The organism is Streptomyces sp. NPDC057543, from assembly GCF_042801895.1.
In the GTDB taxonomy this organism is placed as follows: domain Bacteria; phylum Actinomycetota; class Actinomycetes; order Streptomycetales; family Streptomycetaceae; genus Streptomyces.
Map to the genome: position 1 here is coordinate 1 of NZ_JBHVFF010000092.1, position 16,539 is coordinate 16,539.

The 16,539-nt window shown below is 69.8% G+C and carries 15 protein-coding genes; 4 read left to right on the forward strand and 11 right to left on the reverse strand.

Annotated features, from left to right (window positions below):
- Positions 1 to 40 precede the first annotated feature (40 nt).
- The 3 genes from ACFU8Q_RS17495 to ACFU8Q_RS17505 all read right to left on the reverse strand — a co-directional run bounded on the left by ACFU8Q_RS17495 (position 41) and on the right by ACFU8Q_RS17505 (position 4,210).
- Complete coding sequence (locus ACFU8Q_RS17495; RefSeq protein ID WP_384454214.1) at positions 41 to 2,572, reverse strand: ATP-binding protein; 2,532 nt, start codon at positions 2,570 to 2,572, stop codon at positions 41 to 43.
- 230 nt (positions 2,573 to 2,802) lie between these two features.
- Entirely contained in the window at positions 2,803 to 3,126 is a 324-nt protein-coding gene (locus tag ACFU8Q_RS17500) for an STAS domain-containing protein (RefSeq protein ID WP_384454217.1), read from the reverse strand.
- 235 nt (positions 3,127 to 3,361) lie between these two features.
- On the reverse strand, positions 3,362 to 4,210 hold the full coding sequence (locus ACFU8Q_RS17505; protein WP_384454220.1) for a 3-hydroxyacyl-CoA dehydrogenase family protein: 849 nt from the start codon (positions 4,208 to 4,210) through the stop codon (positions 3,362 to 3,364).
- Positions 4,211 to 4,500: 290 nt separating this feature from the next.
- Here ACFU8Q_RS17505 and ACFU8Q_RS17510 point away from each other — a divergent pair, with 290 nt between their 5' ends.
- Positions 4,501 to 5,073, forward strand: a complete 573-nt coding sequence (locus ACFU8Q_RS17510; protein WP_266748606.1) for a cob(I)yrinic acid a,c-diamide adenosyltransferase — start codon at positions 4,501 to 4,503, stop codon at positions 5,071 to 5,073.
- Positions 5,074 to 5,125: 52 nt separating this feature from the next.
- On the opposite strand, the gene ACFU8Q_RS17515 is transcribed toward ACFU8Q_RS17510, so the two are convergent.
- Positions 5,126 to 5,668 carry a hypothetical protein gene (locus tag ACFU8Q_RS17515; protein ID WP_384454224.1) on the reverse strand — a complete coding sequence of 181 codons (543 nt, stop codon included), beginning with the start codon at positions 5,666 to 5,668 and terminating at the stop codon, positions 5,126 to 5,128.
- Positions 5,669 to 5,819: 151 nt separating this feature from the next.
- Here ACFU8Q_RS17515 and ACFU8Q_RS17520 point away from each other — a divergent pair, with 151 nt between their 5' ends.
- The 3 genes from ACFU8Q_RS17520 (at position 5,820) to ACFU8Q_RS17530 (ending at position 9,705) form a co-directional block, all read left to right on the forward strand.
- The gene (locus ACFU8Q_RS17520; RefSeq protein ID WP_384454227.1) at positions 5,820 to 7,016 is read left to right on the forward strand and encodes a sensor histidine kinase; all 1,197 of its coding nucleotides are present in this window, start codon (positions 5,820 to 5,822) and stop codon (positions 7,014 to 7,016) included.
- Positions 7,013 to 7,663 carry a response regulator gene (locus tag ACFU8Q_RS17525; protein ID WP_384454229.1) on the forward strand — a complete coding sequence of 217 codons (651 nt, stop codon included), beginning with the start codon at positions 7,013 to 7,015 and terminating at the stop codon, positions 7,661 to 7,663. The genes ACFU8Q_RS17520 and ACFU8Q_RS17525 overlap by 4 nt, the downstream gene beginning before the upstream one ends.
- A 170-nt stretch (positions 7,664 to 7,833) precedes the next feature.
- The gene (locus ACFU8Q_RS17530) at positions 7,834 to 9,705 is read left to right on the forward strand and encodes a glycosyl hydrolase family 18 protein (protein WP_384454232.1); all 1,872 of its coding nucleotides are present in this window, start codon (positions 7,834 to 7,836) and stop codon (positions 9,703 to 9,705) included.
- Positions 9,706 to 10,013: 308 nt separating this feature from the next.
- Here the strand turns inward: ACFU8Q_RS17530 and ACFU8Q_RS17535 are convergent, their stop codons facing one another.
- The 7 genes from ACFU8Q_RS17535 to ACFU8Q_RS17565 form a co-directional block, all read right to left on the reverse strand.
- On the reverse strand, positions 10,014 to 10,460 hold the full coding sequence (locus ACFU8Q_RS17535; protein WP_384454268.1) for a DUF2550 domain-containing protein: 447 nt from the start codon (positions 10,458 to 10,460) through the stop codon (positions 10,014 to 10,016).
- Positions 10,461 to 10,601: 141 nt separating this feature from the next.
- On the reverse strand, positions 10,602 to 10,976 hold the full coding sequence (locus ACFU8Q_RS17540; RefSeq protein WP_384454235.1) for a F0F1 ATP synthase subunit epsilon: 375 nt from the start codon (positions 10,974 to 10,976) through the stop codon (positions 10,602 to 10,604).
- Positions 10,977 to 11,087: 111 nt separating this feature from the next.
- Positions 11,088 to 12,530, reverse strand: coding sequence for a F0F1 ATP synthase subunit beta (gene atpD, locus ACFU8Q_RS17545; protein WP_384454238.1), 1,443 nt, complete (start codon positions 12,528 to 12,530; stop codon positions 11,088 to 11,090).
- Positions 12,530 to 13,447 carry a F0F1 ATP synthase subunit gamma gene (locus tag ACFU8Q_RS17550; RefSeq protein ID WP_384454241.1) on the reverse strand — a complete coding sequence of 306 codons (918 nt, stop codon included), beginning with the start codon at positions 13,445 to 13,447 and terminating at the stop codon, positions 12,530 to 12,532. The genes atpD and ACFU8Q_RS17550 overlap by 1 nt, the downstream gene beginning before the upstream one ends.
- Positions 13,448 to 13,450: 3 nt before the next feature.
- On the reverse strand, positions 13,451 to 15,022 hold the full coding sequence (atpA, locus tag ACFU8Q_RS17555; RefSeq protein ID WP_384454243.1) for a F0F1 ATP synthase subunit alpha: 1,572 nt from the start codon (positions 15,020 to 15,022) through the stop codon (positions 13,451 to 13,453).
- 138 nt (positions 15,023 to 15,160) lie between these two features.
- Positions 15,161 to 15,976, reverse strand: coding sequence for a F0F1 ATP synthase subunit delta (locus ACFU8Q_RS17560; RefSeq protein ID WP_384454246.1), 816 nt, complete (start codon positions 15,974 to 15,976; stop codon positions 15,161 to 15,163).
- Positions 15,973 to 16,518, reverse strand: a complete 546-nt coding sequence (locus tag ACFU8Q_RS17565; protein ID WP_072483719.1) for a F0F1 ATP synthase subunit B — start codon at positions 16,516 to 16,518, stop codon at positions 15,973 to 15,975. Before ACFU8Q_RS17565 ends, ACFU8Q_RS17560 begins: the two co-directional genes overlap by 4 nt.
- Positions 16,519 to 16,539 lie beyond the last annotated feature (21 nt).

The following is a 16,539-nucleotide window of genomic DNA, read 5'->3' on the forward strand; positions in this document are numbered from 1 at the left end:
GTGTACGTCACGTCCGGCGTTCGGCGTCCACGGGGGCGGTTCAGGCGACTGTGGGGCTGCTGTCCCCACTCGCTGCCGCCGCCGGTGACGACGACGTCAAGGAGGGCCCGCTCGCCGAGTCGGACGTGTCGGGCTCGGTCGGCTCGGGCTCGGTCGCCGTGTCCGTCGGGCTCGGGGAATCGGTGTCCGACGGGCTCGGGGGCGGGCTGCTCGGCTTCGTCGGCGTGGACTTCGTCGGGCTGGGCGACCTGCTCGGCCCGGTCGGCCCCTGCGACGACGGCTTGTCGCTGGACGGCTCGGCCGACGACGGGGTGTCGCCCGGCTCCGCCGAGCCGCCGGACGGCGTACCGCTCCCGCTCGGCGTGACCTCGCTGTCCGACGGGCCCGGCGTCACCACGGCGCCGCTGGACGCCGGGCCCGCTGGGGCGGAACCATCCGTCGGCCCGTCCGCCGGGACCTCGTTGCCGCTGTCGTCCCCGCCCACGGACTCCTCGCTCGTGACCCCCGGGTTCCCCTGCGCATCGCTGCCGGAGGTCAGCCCCAGCACCACCACCGTCCCGAGCACACCGGCCAGGAGCACACCCGCGCCCGCCGCGACGGAATTGCGACGGGCCTTGCCCAGCGCCGCCAGACGGCCTCCCCGCGCACTTCCGGCGGCCGAGGGGGCGCTCTGCCGGGCTATCACCGCGGTGGCCGCCTCGTACGGCCGCGACAGCGTCTGCGTCACGCCTGTCGTCGGACCGACGGGCGGCCGTACCGGCTCGTCCGGCCACGGGACCGGCACCTCATCGCCCACCGGCGCCAGGACGTCCGGCAGCGGGCCACCGGAACGGTCCGCGACCAGGGCGAGCGCGCGCCGCCCGGCCACCGCACCGGACTTGTCGGCGAGCGCCCCGCGCATGCTGATCGAGGTCTCCAGCTCCGCCCTGGCCCGGTCCGGATTGCCGGTGCAGAGCGCGAGAACGCCCAACTCATGGTGGAAATAAGCCTCTTCGGCGACCTCTCCGGCGATCCTGGCCGCCTCCTGACCGAGCCGCAGGGTCCTCTCCCAGGCGCCCCAGTGCAGTCCGGCGGCGAAGGCGGGAGAGGCGCTGCGGGCCAGCAGCACGGCCGCGCTGGTCTGCCCCGACCCCTCGCCGGGGACAAGCTGCGCCATGGCCGCTACGACGGCGTCGGCCTCGGCGGTCACCCGTGCCGGGGTGACCGAGGGGTGACCGGCCCACCAGGCGTAGTGCCGGGCCGCCGTCCGGGCCCGGTCGGCGGTGTCCTCGCCGTATCCGGCGGCCGCCAGCTGGGCGACGACTCCGGCGGCCAGCCGGTAGCGGGGGCCGGCCGGGGAGAGCAGTCCGCAGCCGGCCAGCTCACCGAGCGCGGCGTCGGCGTGGGTGTCCCCCACGAGCGCCGGCAGATGCGCCTGGTGCGGCACCTCGCCGCCGAGTGCGACCGCGAAGCGCAGGGTGTCGCGGGCGGGCCCGCTCAGCCGCGAGGCGAGCAGCGCGGCGGGCGCCGCGCCCTCGCCGAGGCTGGGCAGCGGTACGTGGACGCCGTCGACGTCCTCGTCGTGCCCGAAGGGCGCGTCGGTGGACCGGAGGTCGAGGCCGTCGTACGCCTCGGGGTCGGTGCGCAGCACGTCGCGCTGGCGCAGCAGGGCGCCCGCCTGGACGAAGCGCAGCGGCAGCCCCTCCGACTCGAACCAGAGGTCTCCCACCCAGTTCGCCTCCTCGTCGGTGAGCGGTCGCTCGACGACGTTCTCCAGCAGCTCGAGCGAGGAGCCACGTCCGAGGCCCGCGAGGAAGACCTCTTCGAGGTGCGAGTCCGCGGTGGATGCGGCGACATCCGGAGTCGTCGCGAACAGGAAGGCGCACTCCGGCGTGGCGTCGAGCAGTTCCTCCAGGGCGGCCCCGCCGAATTCCAGGTCGTCGAGTACGACGACGGCGCCGATGGTCCGGACCATGTCGAGGAGACCGGCGCGGTCGGGCCGGTGCAGCGGCGCCTCGTACACGGTCTCGAAGAGCCCGTACAGCAGGTCGGTGGCGGTCCGCTTGTGGCCGCTGAGCCGTACGACCCCGTCCGGCGCGAGGTCCGCGCAGTCGGCGGCCACGGCGTCCAGCAGTGCCGTACGACCCGATCCGGCCGGCCCGGTGAGCCGCACGGAGCGGCCGCGGGCCAGCAGGCGCACCAGCCGTTCGCGTTCTTCCGCGCGCTCCAGGAGGGGCAGTTGCGGGGCGGGCGGTCCCGGCGGCACGGGTGGTGCGGCGGCGCGTTCGCGGTCGGTGCGCTCGGCCGCGGTGCGCCGGGCCGGCGGGTCGGGCTGCTCCCCCGGCGGGCACAGCTCGACCTCGCTGCCGTCGACCGGGTTGACGGTGAGGAGGTAGTCGCCCGAAATGAGCCGGACGACACGCGCCTGCTGCGGCGTCTGCTGACCGAAATCCGGCGCGATGTGGCCTCCCCTGCCCGAACGGGGCTGAGAGCTCGCGGATGCGTCCCGGGACGGCCGGCGCCGGCCGTCCGCCTCGCCGAAGCCGTCGTTGTCCCGGCCGTACTCTTCCGGCTCCCGGTGTGTCGGGTCCATCGCCAAAGCCCCCAGACGCGTCGCGCACGATTGCCCCTCCCGGCCTCGCACGCCCTGCTGTCGCTTCTGGTCCGGTGTCCGCCCGGTGGGTTCCGTCAATCGGCGGACGGCCGAACCCTAAACCGTCGCACCGTGTACCCGCACAGCCGGGGGGCCACGCCGCCCGAAGCGCACGTTCTCGTGCGGAATGTGCGTCCTCGGTCGCGCCGCGCGGCCCGGCCGGACCGGCCCTACACGCGGGGCAGGGAGTCCGCGGCGATCCCGCCTTCGATGGTCAGGATGCGGTGCAGTCGGGTCGCCACCAGCAGGCGCTGCATCTGCGGCGGCACGCCGCGGAGCACCAGCCGTCGTCCGGCTCGTCCGGCCCGGCGGTGTGCGCCCATGATGACGCCGAGTCCGGTGGCGTCCCAGGAATCCAGCTCGGTCAGGTCGAGCACCAGGTCGCCGACTCCGTCGTCGAGGGCCGAGTGCAGGACCGTACGGGCGTCCGCCGCGCTTCGGACGTCGAGGCGGCCCCCGACGACCAGCTCGGCGTGGTCGCCCCTGATGTGCATATGCGCTCCCCGGGATTACTCCGTTGCAAGGTTCGTCTGTCTGTTCTGTCTCTCCCACAACTGACTGCGGCAGTGACAGGGAAGTTGCCGTCTGTAAGCGAACCGATACCGAATTCACTCCGTGGAGTGACCGAGGCCCGGCACGGACCCGTGCGGATCCACTGATTCCGGGTAACTCCCCCCGGCCTCCGGGCCTGATCGACGGCAGATCGGGCCACCGGAGGAAAGAAAACGATCAGTACGTGTAGAAGCCCTGCCCGCTCTTGCGGCCGATGTCACCTGCATCCACCATCCGGCGCATCAGCTCCGGTGCGGCGAACTTCTCGTCCTGCGACTCGGTGTAGATGTTGCTCGTCGCGTGCAGCAGGATGTCGACGCCCGTCAGGTCCGCCGTGGCCAGGGGCCCCATGGCGTGGCCGAAGCCCAGCTTGCAGGCGGTGTCGATGTCCTCGGCCGAGGCGACGCCCGACTCGTACAGCTTGGCGGCCTCGACGACGAGCGCCGAGATCAGCCGGGTGGTGACGAAGCCGGCCACATCGCGGTTCACGACGATGCAGGTCTTGCCGACGGACTCGGCGAACTCCCGTGCGGTGGCGAGGGTTTCGTCGCTGGTCTTGTAGCCGCGTACGAGTTCGCAGAGCTGCATCATGGGGACCGGCGAGAAGAAGTGCACACCGACGACCCGCTCGGGGCGCTCCGTCACAGCCGCGATCTTCGTGATCGGGATGGCGGAGGTGTTGGAGGCGAGCACGGCGTCGTCCCGGACGATCTTGTCGAGCGCCCGGAAGATCTCGTGCTTGACCTCCAGCTTCTCGAAGACTGCCTCGACGACGACATCCGCGTCGGCGACCGCGTCGAGGTCGGTGGTGGTGGTGATGCGGGCGAGCGCGGCATCGGCGTCGGCCGCCGCCAGCTTCCCCTTGGAGACGAACTTGTCGTACGAGGCCTTGATGCCGTCGCGTCCGCGGGACAGGGCCTCGTCGGTGACATCGCGCAGCACGACGTCCCAGCCCGCCTGGGCGGAGACCTGCGCGATTCCGGATCCCATGAGTCCGGCTCCGATGACGGCGAGCTTCCTGGCCACGTGTACACCCCTCGGTTTCTGTTCGCCTCTGCAGCTGATCGCCGCACGGCCGGTCCTAACGCTTGTTCACAAGCTCTCCGGCGGAGATTAGTACCCGCGAGGGGCCCTGGGGCCGGGAAGAGATGCGCGTCACGTCTCACATGACGGACATCACACCGCGACACGTCATTCGGTGGCGCAGCGGGCGCAGTTGAGGTCCTTCTCGCACCGCGGACCTCCTCCGCCGGGCCGGTGCGCAACCGGTGCCCCTCCCGGCAGGCATTGCCCGGTCGCGTCACTAGGCTGGCGGCATGGTCAATCTGACACGTATCTACACCCGCACCGGCGATCAGGGCACCACGGCCCTCGGCGACATGAGCCGGACCGCCAAGACCGATCTACGGATCTCCGCGTACGCCGACACCAATGAGGCCAACGCCGTCATCGGTACCGCGATCGCGCTCGGGCAGCTCTCCGAGGACGTCGTGAAGGTTCTCGTCCGCGTGCAGAACGACCTGTTCGACGTGGGCGCGGATCTGTCGACGCCGGTCGTCGAGAACCCGAAGTACCCGCCGCTGCGGGTCGAGCAGAGTTACGTCGACAAGCTGGAGGCGGACTGCGACCACTTCCTCGAACAGCTGGAGAAGCTGCGCAGCTTCATCCTGCCGGGCGGTACGCCGGGGGCGGCGCTGCTGCACCAGGCGTGCACCGTGGTCCGGCGGGCGGAGCGGTCCACGTGGGCGGCGCTGGAGGTGCACGGCGAGGTGATGAACGCGTTGACGGCGACGTATCTCAACCGGCTCTCCGACCTGCTGTTCATCCTCGCGAGGACGGCGAACAAGGAGGTCGGCGACGTGCTGTGGGTGCCGGGCGGCGAGCGGTAGCCGCTGCGTACCGAAGGCACCGGACGGGTGCCGTCCACGCCCGGCCGGCCTCTCAGCGGCCGGCCGGCTCCCGTTTCGGGAACAACGTGTAGCTCCCCGCGATGACCACGTTGACCCCGATCACGAACAGCATCGTCCGCTGCCACGCCTGGAGCGACGTCACGTCCCCGTCCCCGCCCACGTACCAGACCGCCGCCTGGAGCAGCGCCAGTGCGACCGCCGCCGCGACCGTCCAGCGCGCAGCGACCCGCCACTCGTGCGCCGCCCGGGCCATTCCGTACTTCGGCGGCTTCACCGGCGGCGGGCCGCCCGCGAAACGGTGGGCGACCCGGGCGTCCACCCAGCGGATCGTGGAGTGGCCGAGCCCCACGGTGAAGCCGATGTAGACCGCGGCGAGCCCGTGTTTCCAGTCGGGCTCGGCCCCGCTCTTCAGGTCGATGGCCGTGACCACCAGCAGCACGACCTCCAGCAGCGGCTCGCACAGCAGCACGGCCGCGCCCAGGCGCGGCTTCTTCGCCGGGTACCGCAGCGCGAGCCCCGCGGCCAGCAGCACCCAGAAGGCGACTTCGCAGAGCACGATCAACGTGACGATCACGGCACTTCTCCTTCCCGTTGCCTCCAGCCTTCCGGCCGGGATACCCGGAATCGTCGTCGGCAGTGACGAACCGCGACTGCATCCTTCGATGTACTCGTTCCTCACCCCCGGTAGGGACGTCCGGGGCCGGCCCGCCGTGTTGGATGGGAGGGTGTCCTCCTTCACCCGGCCGCACCGCCACGACGTGCTCATCGCCGCCATCGGTCTCTTCGGCGGTCTGTTCCTGTGGGTGTTCGGGCTGCACATGCAGGGCGACCGGACCTTCGTCGCACCGTGGGTCTCCCTGCTGCCGCTCGCCGTCGTGTCGGGGCTCGAACTGGTACGCAGGAACGCCCCGCAGGCGGCGCTGGTCATCGGCACACTCGCGCTGGTCGCGGACCAGTTCACGGTCGGGAATCTGGCGACGGTGCTGATGTTCACCGACCTGATGTACGCGGCCGTGCTGTACGGAACACCGTCCGCCGCCCGTCGCATCCCGGTGACCACGTTCCTGATCACGGTCGCGGTCACGATCGGATTCCTGGCGTGGTTCCGTAACCCTCAGGCGCTGCTCATCGGCGTCATCACGGGCATGGTCTCCTTCCTGCCCGCCATCACGGGGGTCAGCGTCCGCAACCATCGGGACGCCGCCGAGGCCGCCCTGCTGCGCGCCGATCAGACCGCGCTGCTGGCCGAGATGGACCGTACACAGGCGGTGACCGCGGAGCGGGCCCGGATGGCCCGCGAGCTGCACGACATGGTGGCCAACCATCTTTCCGCCATCGCGATCCACTCCACCGCCGCGCTCTCCATCGACGAGCCGGACACCTCGCGCGAGGCGCTGGGCGTGATCCGCGAGAACAGCGTCGCCGGTCTCGCCGAGATGCGCCGGCTGATCGGGCTGCTGCGTACCGGTGGCGCGCACCCGGAGCCGAGCGCCTCGCCGACGCTCGCCTCGCTGGACGCACTGATCGAGCAGGCCCGTACGAATGCCGCGGCAAGCGGTCTGACGTGCGTCTTCGAGGACGCCCGCGACGAGCGGGGGCCGCTGCCCGCGCCGGTCGAGCTGGCTGCGTACCGGATCGTCCAGGAGTCGCTGACGAACGCGCTCAAGCATGCCGCGCCCGGCCCGGTGGTGGTGCGGCTCGGGTGGGCGGGGCCGCTGCTCGCCGTAGAGGTCAGCAGTGTGTTCGGTGACCGTGCCGGGCCGCGAGCGCCCGGCTCGGGGGCCGGTCTGGTGGGCATGCGGGAGCGGGTGGCGCTGCTCGGCGGAGCGATCGAGACGGGTCCGGTGCCCACCGGCGACGGACCGAGGATCTGGCGGGTACGGGCCGAACTGCCCGTGACGGAAGGGAGCGTGAGGGCATGACGATCCGGGTGGTGGTCGCCGAGGACCAGTCGGCCGTCCGTGCGGGGCTGGTGCTCATTCTGCGCAGCGCGCCGGACATCGAGGTCGTGGGCGAGGCCGGGGACGGCGAGGAAGCGGTGCGGCTGGCCCGCGAGCTGCGGCCCGATCTGGTGCTGATGGACGTGTCGATGCCGCGGCTGGACGGGGTGTCGGCGACCGGGCAGGTGGTGGCCGAGGAGCTCGCGGACGTCCTGGTGCTGACGACCTTCGATCTGGACGAGTACGTCTTCGGGGCGCTGCGGGCGGGGGCGGCGGGCTTCCTGCTGAAGAACACCGATGCGCGTGATCTGCTCGAAGCGGTACGCACGGTGGCACGCGGCGAGGGGCTGATCGCCCCGGCCGTGACGCGCCGTCTGATCGCGGAGTTCGCGGGGAACACCCCCGTACGGCCGGTGAACGCACCCGATCCGGCGGTACTCGACGTGCTCACCCGGCGGGAGCGAGAGGTGCTCGGTGCTCTGGGCGCGGGGCTGTCGAATGCCGAGATCGCGGTCGGGCTCTCGATGGCCGAGGCAACGGTGAAGACGCACGTCAGCAGGTTGCTGGGCAAGCTGGAGCTGCGCAGCCGGGTCCAGGCGGCAGTACTTGCACAGGAGTTGGGCATCTGAGGTTTAGCTCCGAACTTTGGTCTGGACCTCTTGACGATTGGTCCAGACCTTCCTAATCTCACCGAGCACACTGCGGTGAGTGCGCCATGACAAGGCGTGCTCAGGGCGGCGCAGGGTTTGCAGTCCACGGACCACCCCCCGTTTGTCCGGACCTCACCCGAGGAGCACCGTTGAGCACTGAAAACCCCCTACACCGGACCCGATTCGGATTCGGGACCGGCAGAGCCACCAGATCCAGAGCCGTCGCGGGCCTCACCGCGCTGCTCCTTCCGCTCGCCGCGATGGTCGGCCTGGCCTCCCCCGCCGAAGCCGCCACCTCGGCAACCGCCACGTACCTCAAGAAGTCCGACTGGGGCAGCGGCTTCGAGGGCCAGTGGACGGTGAAGAACACCGGCACCACCGCACTCTCCTCCTGGACCATCGAGTGGGACTTCCCCTCGGGCACCGCGGTCGGCTCCGCATGGGACGCCACCGTCACCAACTCCGGAACCCACTGGACCGCCAAGAACGCCGGCTGGAACGGCTCGGTGGCACCGGGCGCCAGCGTCTCCTTCGGCTTCAACGGCACCGGCTCCGGCGCTCCCACCGGCTGCGAGCTGAACGGCGCCTCCTGCGACGGCGGCAGCGTCCCCGGCGACAACGCCCCCTCCGCCCCGGGCACCCCCACCGCGAGCAACATCACCGACACCTCGGTCAAGCTGAGCTGGACCGCGGCGACCGACGACAACGGCATCAAGAACTACGACGTGCTGCGCGACGGCGCCGTCGTCGCCACGGTCACCGGTACGACGTACACCAACACCGGCCTCACCGCGGGCACGGACTACTCGTACACCGTGCGGGCCCGTGACACCGCCGACCAGACCGGTCCGGTCAGCGGCGCGGTCAAGGTCCACACCACCGGTGGCGGCGGCAACCCCGGCACCGGCGGCAAGGTCAACCTCGGTTACTTCACCGACTGGGGCGTGTACGGCCGGAATTACCACGTCAAGAACCTGGACACCTCGGGTTCGGCCGCGAAGATCACGCACATCAACTACGCCTTCGGCAATGTGACCGGCGGCAAGTGCGCGATCGGTGACTCCTACGCCGACTACGACATGGCGTACACCGCCGACAAGTCCGTCGACGGCGTCGCCGACACCTGGGACCAGCCGTTGCGCGGCAGCTTCAACCAGCTGCGCAAGCTCAAGGCGAAGTACCCGAACATCAAGGTGCTGTGGTCCTTCGGCGGCTGGACCTGGTCCGGCGGCTTCGGTGAGGCCGCGAAGAACCCTGCCGCGTTCGCCCAGTCCTGCTACGACCTGGTCGAGGACCCCCGCTGGGCCGATGTCTTCGACGGCATCGACATCGACTGGGAGTACCCCAACGCCTGCGGTCTGACCTGTGACACCAGCGGCCCGGCCGCACTGAAGGGCATCACCTCGGCGCTGCGCTCGAAGTTCGGCAGCAACAGCCTGGTGACGGCCGCCATCACCGCCGACGCCTCCGCCGGTGGCAAGATCGACGCCACCGACTACGCGGGCGCCGCCCAGTCGCTGGACTGGTACAACGTGATGACGTACGACTTCTTCGGCGCCTGGGACGCGAAGGGCCCGACCGCCCCGCACTCCCCGCTCACCTCCTACAACGGCATCCCGCAGGCCGGCTTCAACTCCGCCGACGCCATCGCCAAGCTGAAGGCGCAGGGTGTCCCGGCGTCGAAGCTGCTGCTCGGCATCGGCTTCTACGGCCGCGGCTGGACCGGCGTCACCCAGGACGCGCCCGGCGGCACCGCCACCGGAGCGGCCCCCGGCACCTACGAAGCGGGCATCGAGGACTACAAGGTCCTCAAGACGAGCTGCCCGGCCACCGGAACGGTCGCCGGCACCGCGTACGCGCACTGCGGCACCAACTGGTGGAGCTACGACACCCCGGCCACCATCGCCACCAAGATGACCTGGGCGAAGGGCCAGGGCCTGGGAGGTGCGTTCTTCTGGGAATTCAGCGGTGACACCAGCAACGGCGAACTCGTCGGCGCGATCAGCAACGGTCTGAAGTAGTCCCCCCACTCAGTACCGCGCAGAACCCCGAAAAGCAGCCGGGGAGACAGGTCCGCCCCCTGTCTCCCCGGCTTTTCGCGTGCTGCCCCTGTTGTGCAGGCCCTGCCGGGAGGGCGCTGAAGATCTTGGCCGGAACAGCGAGCGGCGTCTGGTGTGTGCAGCCGCAAGGCGCCGAAGCGGCCTCAGACGGGGCCTCCCCTGCTCGGACGGAGTTGAGAGCTTGGGGAAGGAGCAATCAGGCTGTTCTGGCAACGCCGCAGATGTGCGTGCCAGGCGTCGGGAGCCCGGCCGAGATCTTCAGCACCCGCCTAGGCCACGTTGACCCGCTGGCCGGGCGGAGCCGCCTCCAGCCAGGCGAGGAACCCGGTCAGCGCGTCCTCGCTCATGGCGAGCTCCAGGCGGGTCCCACGATGAAGACAGCCGAGCACCACGGCGTCCGACAGGAGCGCCAGCTCCTCCTCGCCCTCGGGCAACCGACGCGCGACCACCTCGATCGCGGACCGCTCCAGGCCCCGGCGCGGACGGAGAGCGTACGAGAAGACCCGGAACCAGTCGATCCGGTCTCCGCTGTACCGGGCGACCCCGTACACCCAGCCCTTGCCCGAGAGATCGGGCTCCTCCGGCACGTTCCATCGCAGGCTGCAGTCGAAGGTCCCACCGGAGCGCTGAATCAGCCGCCGGCGCAGACCGAAGACGAAGAGTCCAACCGCGACCAGTGCGACGACCAGCCCGCCCACCCACAGCGCGAGGAACATCTCCACCGACCTCCTCGCGTCGTCGAGTAACGGATACCGCCAGAACTACAACTGCACCTGCATCGCCTCAGCCGCGGCCCGGTCTGGAGGGGTCTCCAGCTCGGGCCGCGGCTGAGGGTAAAGCTACGTGGTCGCGGTGCGCTAGTGCGCCGACACCGCACGCAGTCGCACTTCGGCGCGCCGCTCGGAGGCGGCGTCCGTGTCCGACTTCGCACGCTCCAGCGCACGCTCGGCGCGCTTGACATCGATCTCGTCCGCCAGCTCCGCGATCTCCGCGAGCAGCGAGAGCTTGTCGTCCGCGAACGAGATGAAACCGCCGTGCACCGCGGCGATCACGGTCTCGCCGTCGCTCGTACGGATCGTCACCGGGCCCGATTCCAGCACACCCAGAAGCGGCTGGTGACCGGGCATGACGCCGATGTCGCCGGACGTGGTGCGCGCGACGACCAGGGTGGCCTCGCCGGACCAGACACTGCGGTCCGCGGCGACCAGCTCGACGTGCAGCTCAGCAGCCAAGGGTGGCTCCTCGGGTCACCACCCGGCCGTTCGAGCCGGGTGTTGGGTCAATTCTACGGGGCGTGGTGAGGGGGACGGGACGCACCCCGTCCCCCTCGGTGAGCCATGGGCTCAGGAGACGCCGAGCTCCTTGGCCTTGGCCTTGAGGTCCTCGAGGCCACCGCACATGAAGAACGCCTGCTCCGGGAAGTGGTCGTACTCACCGTCGCAGATCGCGTTGAACGCGGCGATCGACTCGTCGAGCGGCACGTCCGAACCGTCCAGGCCGGTGAACTGCTTGGCGGCGTGGGTGTTCTGCGACAGGAAGCGCTCGACGCGACGGGCACGGTGGACAACGAGCTTGTCCTCCTCGCCCAGCTCGTCGATACCGAGGATCGCGATGATGTCCTGGAGGTCCTTGTACTTCTGCAGGATTCCCTTGACACGGCTGGCCGCGTCGTAGTGCTCCTGCGTGATGTAGCGCGGGTCCAGAATGCGGGACGTGGAGTCCAGCGGGTCCACGGCCGGGTAGATGCCCTTCTCGGAGATCGGACGGGAGAGAACCGTCGTCGCGTCGAGGTGGGCGAACGTGGTGGCCGGGGCCGGGTCGGTCAGGTCGTCCGCGGGGACGTAGATCGCCTGCATCGAGGTGATCGAGTGACCACGCGTCGAGGTGATGCGCTCCTGGAGCACACCCATCTCGTCGGCCAGGGTCGGCTGGTAACCCACTGCGGACGGCATACGGCCGAGCAGCGTGGAGACCTCGGAACCGGCCTGCGTGAAGCGGAAGATGTTGTCGATGAAGAGCAGCACGTCCTGCTTCTGCACATCGCGGAAGTACTCCGCCATGGTCAGGGCGGACAGCGCGACCCGCAGACGGGTGCCCGGCGGCTCGTCCATCTGGCCGAAGACCAGCGCGGTCTTGTCCAGGACGCCCGAGTCGGTCATCTCGTCGATGAGGTCGTTGCCCTCACGGGTGCGCTCACCGACACCGGCGAACACCGACACACCCTCGTGCAGCTTCGCCACACGCATGATCATTTCCTGGATGAGGACCGTCTTGCCGACGCCCGCACCACCGAAGAGACCGATCTTGCCGCCCTTGACGTACGGGGTCAGCAGGTCGACGACCTTCAGGCCGGTCTCGAACATCTCGGTCTTGGACTCGAGCTGGTCGAAGGCGGGGGCCTTGCGGTGGATCGGCCAGCGCTCGGTGATCTGCGCCTCGGCCTCCGGCTCGTTCAGGATCTGACCGAGGGTGTTGAACACCTTGCCCTTGGTGATGTCGCCGACCGGGACGGTGATGCCCGCACCCGTGTCGGTCACCGGAGCCTGGCGGACCAGACCGTCGGTGGGCTGCATCGAGATCGCGCGGACCAGGCCGTCGCCCAGGTGCTGGGCGACCTCGAGGGTCAGCGTCTTACGAGCGCCGGCCTCGGCCGGGTCCGCTACCTCGACGTGCAGGGCGTTGTAGATCTCCGGCATCGCGTCGACGGGGAACTCCACGTCGACGACCGGGCCGATGACCCGGGCGACGCGGCCCGTGGCAGCGGCCGTCTCAACTGTCGTCGTCATTACTTGTCACTCCCCGCGGACGCGTCGGCCAGAGCACCTGCACCGCCGACGATCTCGCTGATTTCCTGGGTGATTTCGGCCTGGCGGGCCGCGTTGGCAAGCCGGGAGAGGCTCTTGATCAGATCCCCGGCGTTGTCGGTCGCCGACTTCATCGCGCGGCGGCGGGCGGCGTGCTCGGAAGCGGCTGCCTGCAGCAGTGCATTGTAGATACGGCTCTCGACGTAGCGTGGCAGAAGGGCGTCGAGGACGTCCTCGGCCGACGGCTCGAAGTCGAACAGCGGAAGGATCTCGCCCTTCGTACCGCTCTCTTCAGCAACCTTGTCGAGCGAAAGCGGCAGCATCCGGTCGTCGACCGCGTTCTGCGTCATCATCGACACGAACTCGGTGAAGACGATGTGCAGTTCGTCGACGCCGCCCTCGGCCGAGTCCTTCTGGACGGCCTCGATCAGCGGCGCAGCGACGTTCTTGGCATCCGCATACGACGGGCTGTCGGTGAAGCCGGTCCAGGAGTCTGCGACCTTGCGCTCGCGGAAGCCGTAGTAAGCGACACCCTTGCGGCCGACGATGTACGTGTCGACCTCCTTGCCCTCACCTGCGAGCCGCTCCCGGAGCCGCTCCGCCGCCTTGATGGCGTTGGAGGAGTAGCCGCCGGCCAGACCGCGGTCGCTCGTGATGAGCAGAACCGCGGCGCGGACCGGGGACTCGGCCTCGGTGGTGAGCGGGTGCTTGGTGGTGGATCCGGTCGCCACCGCGGTCACCGCACGGGTGAGCTCGGTCGCGTACGGCATCGACGCCGCCACCTTGCGCTGCGCCTTGACGATGCGCGAGGCGGCGATCATCTCCATCGCCTTGGTGATCTTCTTGGTCGCGGTGACGGCTTGGATGCGGCGCTTGTAAACGCGAAGCTGAGCGCCCATCGATCAGCCCTCGCCCAGAAGCTTGCCGTCCGAGGTCTCGAACTGCTGCTTGAAGGCGGCGATCGCGTCGGCGATCGACTGCAGCGTGTCGTCGGACATCTTGGCGCCCTCGGCGATGCTGGTCAGGAGGTCCTTGCGCTCACGGCGCAGGTACTCCAGCAGCTCGCTCTCGAAGCGACGGATGTCCTCGACCGGGACGTCGTCCATCTTGCCGGTGGTGCCGGCCCAGACGGAGACGACCTGCTCCTCGACCGGGAACGGGGCGTACTGCGGCTGCTTCAGCAGCTCGACCATGCGCTTACCGCGCTCCAGCGACGCCTTCGAGGCCGCGTCCAGGTCGGAACCGAAGGCGGCGAACGCCTCCAGCTCGCGGTACTGGGCGAGGTCGACACGGAGTCGGCCGGAGACCTGGCGCATCGCCCTGTGCTGGGCGGAGCCACCGACACGGGAGACCGAGATACCGACGTTCAGGGCCGGGCGCTGGCCGGCGTTGAACAGGTCGGACTCCAGGAAGCACTGGCCGTCGGTGATGGAGATGACGTTGGTCGGGATGAACGCCGACACGTCGTTCGCCTTGGTCTCGACGATCGGGAGGCCCGTCATCGAACCGGCACCCATGTCGTCGGAGAGCTTGGCGCAGCGCTCCAGCAGACGCGAGTGGAGGTAGAAGACGTCGCCCGGGTAGGCCTCACGGCCCGGCGGACGGCGCAGCAGAAGCGACACGGCGCGGTAGGCGTCGGCCTGCTTCGAGAGGTCGTCGAAGATGATCAGGACGTGCTTGCCCTGGTACATCCAGTGCTGGCCGATGGCCGAACCGGTGTACGGCGCAAGGTACTTGAAGCCGGCCGGGTCGGACGCCGGGGCGGCGACGATGGTCGTGTACTCGAGCGCACCGGCCTCTTCGAGGGCACCGCGCACGGAGGCGATGGTGGAGCCCTTCTGACCGATTGCGACGTAGATGCAGCGCACCTGCTTGTTCACGTCGCCCGAGCGCCAGTTGTCGCGCTGGTTGATGATCGTGTCGACGGCCAGAGCGGTCTTACCCGTCTGACGGTCACCGATGATCAGCTGACGCTGGCCGCGGCCGATCGGCACCATGGCGTCGACGGCCTTGTAGCCGGTCTGCATCGGCTCGTGCACCGACTTGCGGACCATGACGCCAGGGGCCTGCAGCTCGAGGGCGCGGCGGCTGTCGGTCGCGATCTCGCCGAGACCGTCGATCGGGTTGCCGAGCGGGTCGACGACGCGGCCGAGGTAGCCCTCGCCCACACCGACGGAGAGCACCTCACCGGTGCGCTGCACCGGCTGGCCCTCTTCGATACCGCTGAACTCGCCGAGAACGATCGCACCGATCTCGCGCTCCTCGAGGTTGAGGGCGAGACCGAGGGTTCCGTCCTCGAACTTCAGCAGCTCGTTCGCCATGGCCGAGGGAAGACCCTCGACCTTCGCGATGCCGTCGCCGGCAACGCTGACCGTACCGACCTCCTCGCGCGAGGCCGCGTCCGGCTTGTACGACTGGACAAAGTTCTCCAGCGCGTCCCGGATCTCCTCCGGCCGGATCGTGAGCTCCGCCATCTGGGTTCCCTGCTCTCCTTGTTGGGCCCGAAGTTTCTTAAGGGGGTCTGGGGGCCGACCCCCAGGAATCTTCTGCAATTTCTGCACGGCCCAACCGGGCCGCTGGTCTTGCTCTGTTCTGTTGCTGCGCTGTGCTCGTCAGCCGGCCATGCGACGGGTCGCCTCTTCAAGACGCTCCGCGATGGTGCCGTTGATGACCTCGTCACCGACCTGCACCGCGATCCCGCCGAGGACCGTGGGGTCCACATCGAGATTCAGGTGCATCGGCCGACCGTAGATCTTCGCCAGCGCGGCGCCGAGGCGCTGCTTCTGCTGATCGCTCAGCGGTACTGCCGAGGTCACCACGGCGACCATCCGGTCCCGGCGCTCCGCGGCGAGCTTGGAGAGGGACTCGAGTCCCGCTTCAAGGCTACGTCCACGCGGCTGGGTCACCAGCCGCACGACCAGGCGCTCGGTGGCAGGCCTTGCCCTGCCGCCGAACAGGCTGCGCAGCAGCTCACCCTTGGCCAGGGCGGACCCGGACCGGCCGGTGAGCGCGGCGCGCAGTTCCTTGTCGGAGGAGATGATCCGGCCGAACCGGAACAGCTCGTCCTCGACATCGTCGAGGTCTCCGCTGCGCTGGGCGGCGGTGAGGTCTGCGATGTTCGCCAGTTCCTCGACCGAGTCGACCAGGTCACGCGACTGCGACCAGCGGGAGCGGATCATGCCGGAGATCAGGTCGACGGTCTCGCCGCCCACCTGATCGCGCAGCAGTCGTCCGGCCAGCTCGGCCCGGGCCTCGCCGGCCTGCGACGGGTCGGTGAGGACCCGTCGCAGTGAGACCTCGCGCTGGAGCAGCGCAGTGACGGCGGCCAGCTCCTCGGCGAGCTTCGCCGCGTCGACCGACGTGTTGTCGGTCAGCGCGTCGAGACGCTCACGTGCGGCAGCCAGTGCCTCGCGGCTCGCGCCGTTCATCGGACGGCCTCGGCCTTCGCCTCGAGCTCGTCGAGGAAACGGTCGACGGTGCCGCTCTGCCGGGCGTGGTCCTCGAGGGACTCGCCGACGAGCTTGCCGGCCAGGTCGGTGGCGAGCTTGCCCACGTCCTGACGCAGCGCGGAGGCCGCGGCCTTGCGGTCGGCCTCGATCTGGGCGTGGCCGGCAGCGATGATCTCCTCGCGCTGCCGCTGGCCTTCCGCCCGCATCTCCTGCAGGATCACGGCGCCCTGCTCCTGTGCCTCCTGGCGCAGGCGCGCGGCTTCGTGGCGGGCCTCGGCGAGCTGAGCCTTGTACTGCTCAAGCACGCTCTGGGCCTCGGTCTGGGCCGCATCGGCCTTCTCGATACCGCCTTCGATGGCCTCGCGACGCTCTTCCAGAACCTTGTTGATGTTCGGGAGGAGCTTCTTGGCGAGGAAGCCGAAGACGATGACAAAGGCGATGAAGCCAATGACGAGCTCAGGGATCGGCGGGACAAGCGGGTTTTCCGGCTTCTCCGCCGCGAGCTGAACCAGAGGGTTCACGTCAGTGCCTTCCGTCGGATG

What these genes read in the sequence shown, in the direction of transcription:
- ACFU8Q_RS17495 (WP_384454214.1), bottom strand. Translation starts at nt 2,572, where the DNA reads ATGGACCCGACACACCGGGAGCCGGAAGAGTACGGCCGGGACAACGAC.
- ACFU8Q_RS17500 (WP_384454217.1), bottom strand. Translation starts at nt 3,126, where the DNA reads ATGCACATCAGGGGCGACCACGCCGAGCTGGTCGTCGGGGGCCGCCTC.
- ACFU8Q_RS17510 (WP_266748606.1), top strand. Translation starts at nt 4,501, where the DNA reads ATGGTCAATCTGACACGTATCTACACCCGCACCGGCGATCAGGGCACC.
- ACFU8Q_RS17525 (WP_384454229.1), top strand. Translation starts at nt 7,013, where the DNA reads ATGACGATCCGGGTGGTGGTCGCCGAGGACCAGTCGGCCGTCCGTGCG.
- ACFU8Q_RS17535 (WP_384454268.1), bottom strand. Translation starts at nt 10,460, where the DNA reads ATGTTCCTCGCGCTGTGGGTGGGCGGGCTGGTCGTCGCACTGGTCGCG.
- atpD (WP_384454238.1), bottom strand. Translation starts at nt 12,530, where the DNA reads ATGACGACGACAGTTGAGACGGCCGCTGCCACGGGCCGCGTCGCCCGG.
- ACFU8Q_RS17550 (WP_384454241.1), bottom strand. Translation starts at nt 13,447, where the DNA reads ATGGGCGCTCAGCTTCGCGTTTACAAGCGCCGCATCCAAGCCGTCACC.
- atpA (WP_384454243.1), bottom strand. Translation starts at nt 15,022, where the DNA reads ATGGCGGAGCTCACGATCCGGCCGGAGGAGATCCGGGACGCGCTGGAG.
- ACFU8Q_RS17560 (WP_384454246.1), bottom strand. Translation starts at nt 15,976, where the DNA reads ATGAACGGCGCGAGCCGCGAGGCACTGGCTGCCGCACGTGAGCGTCTC.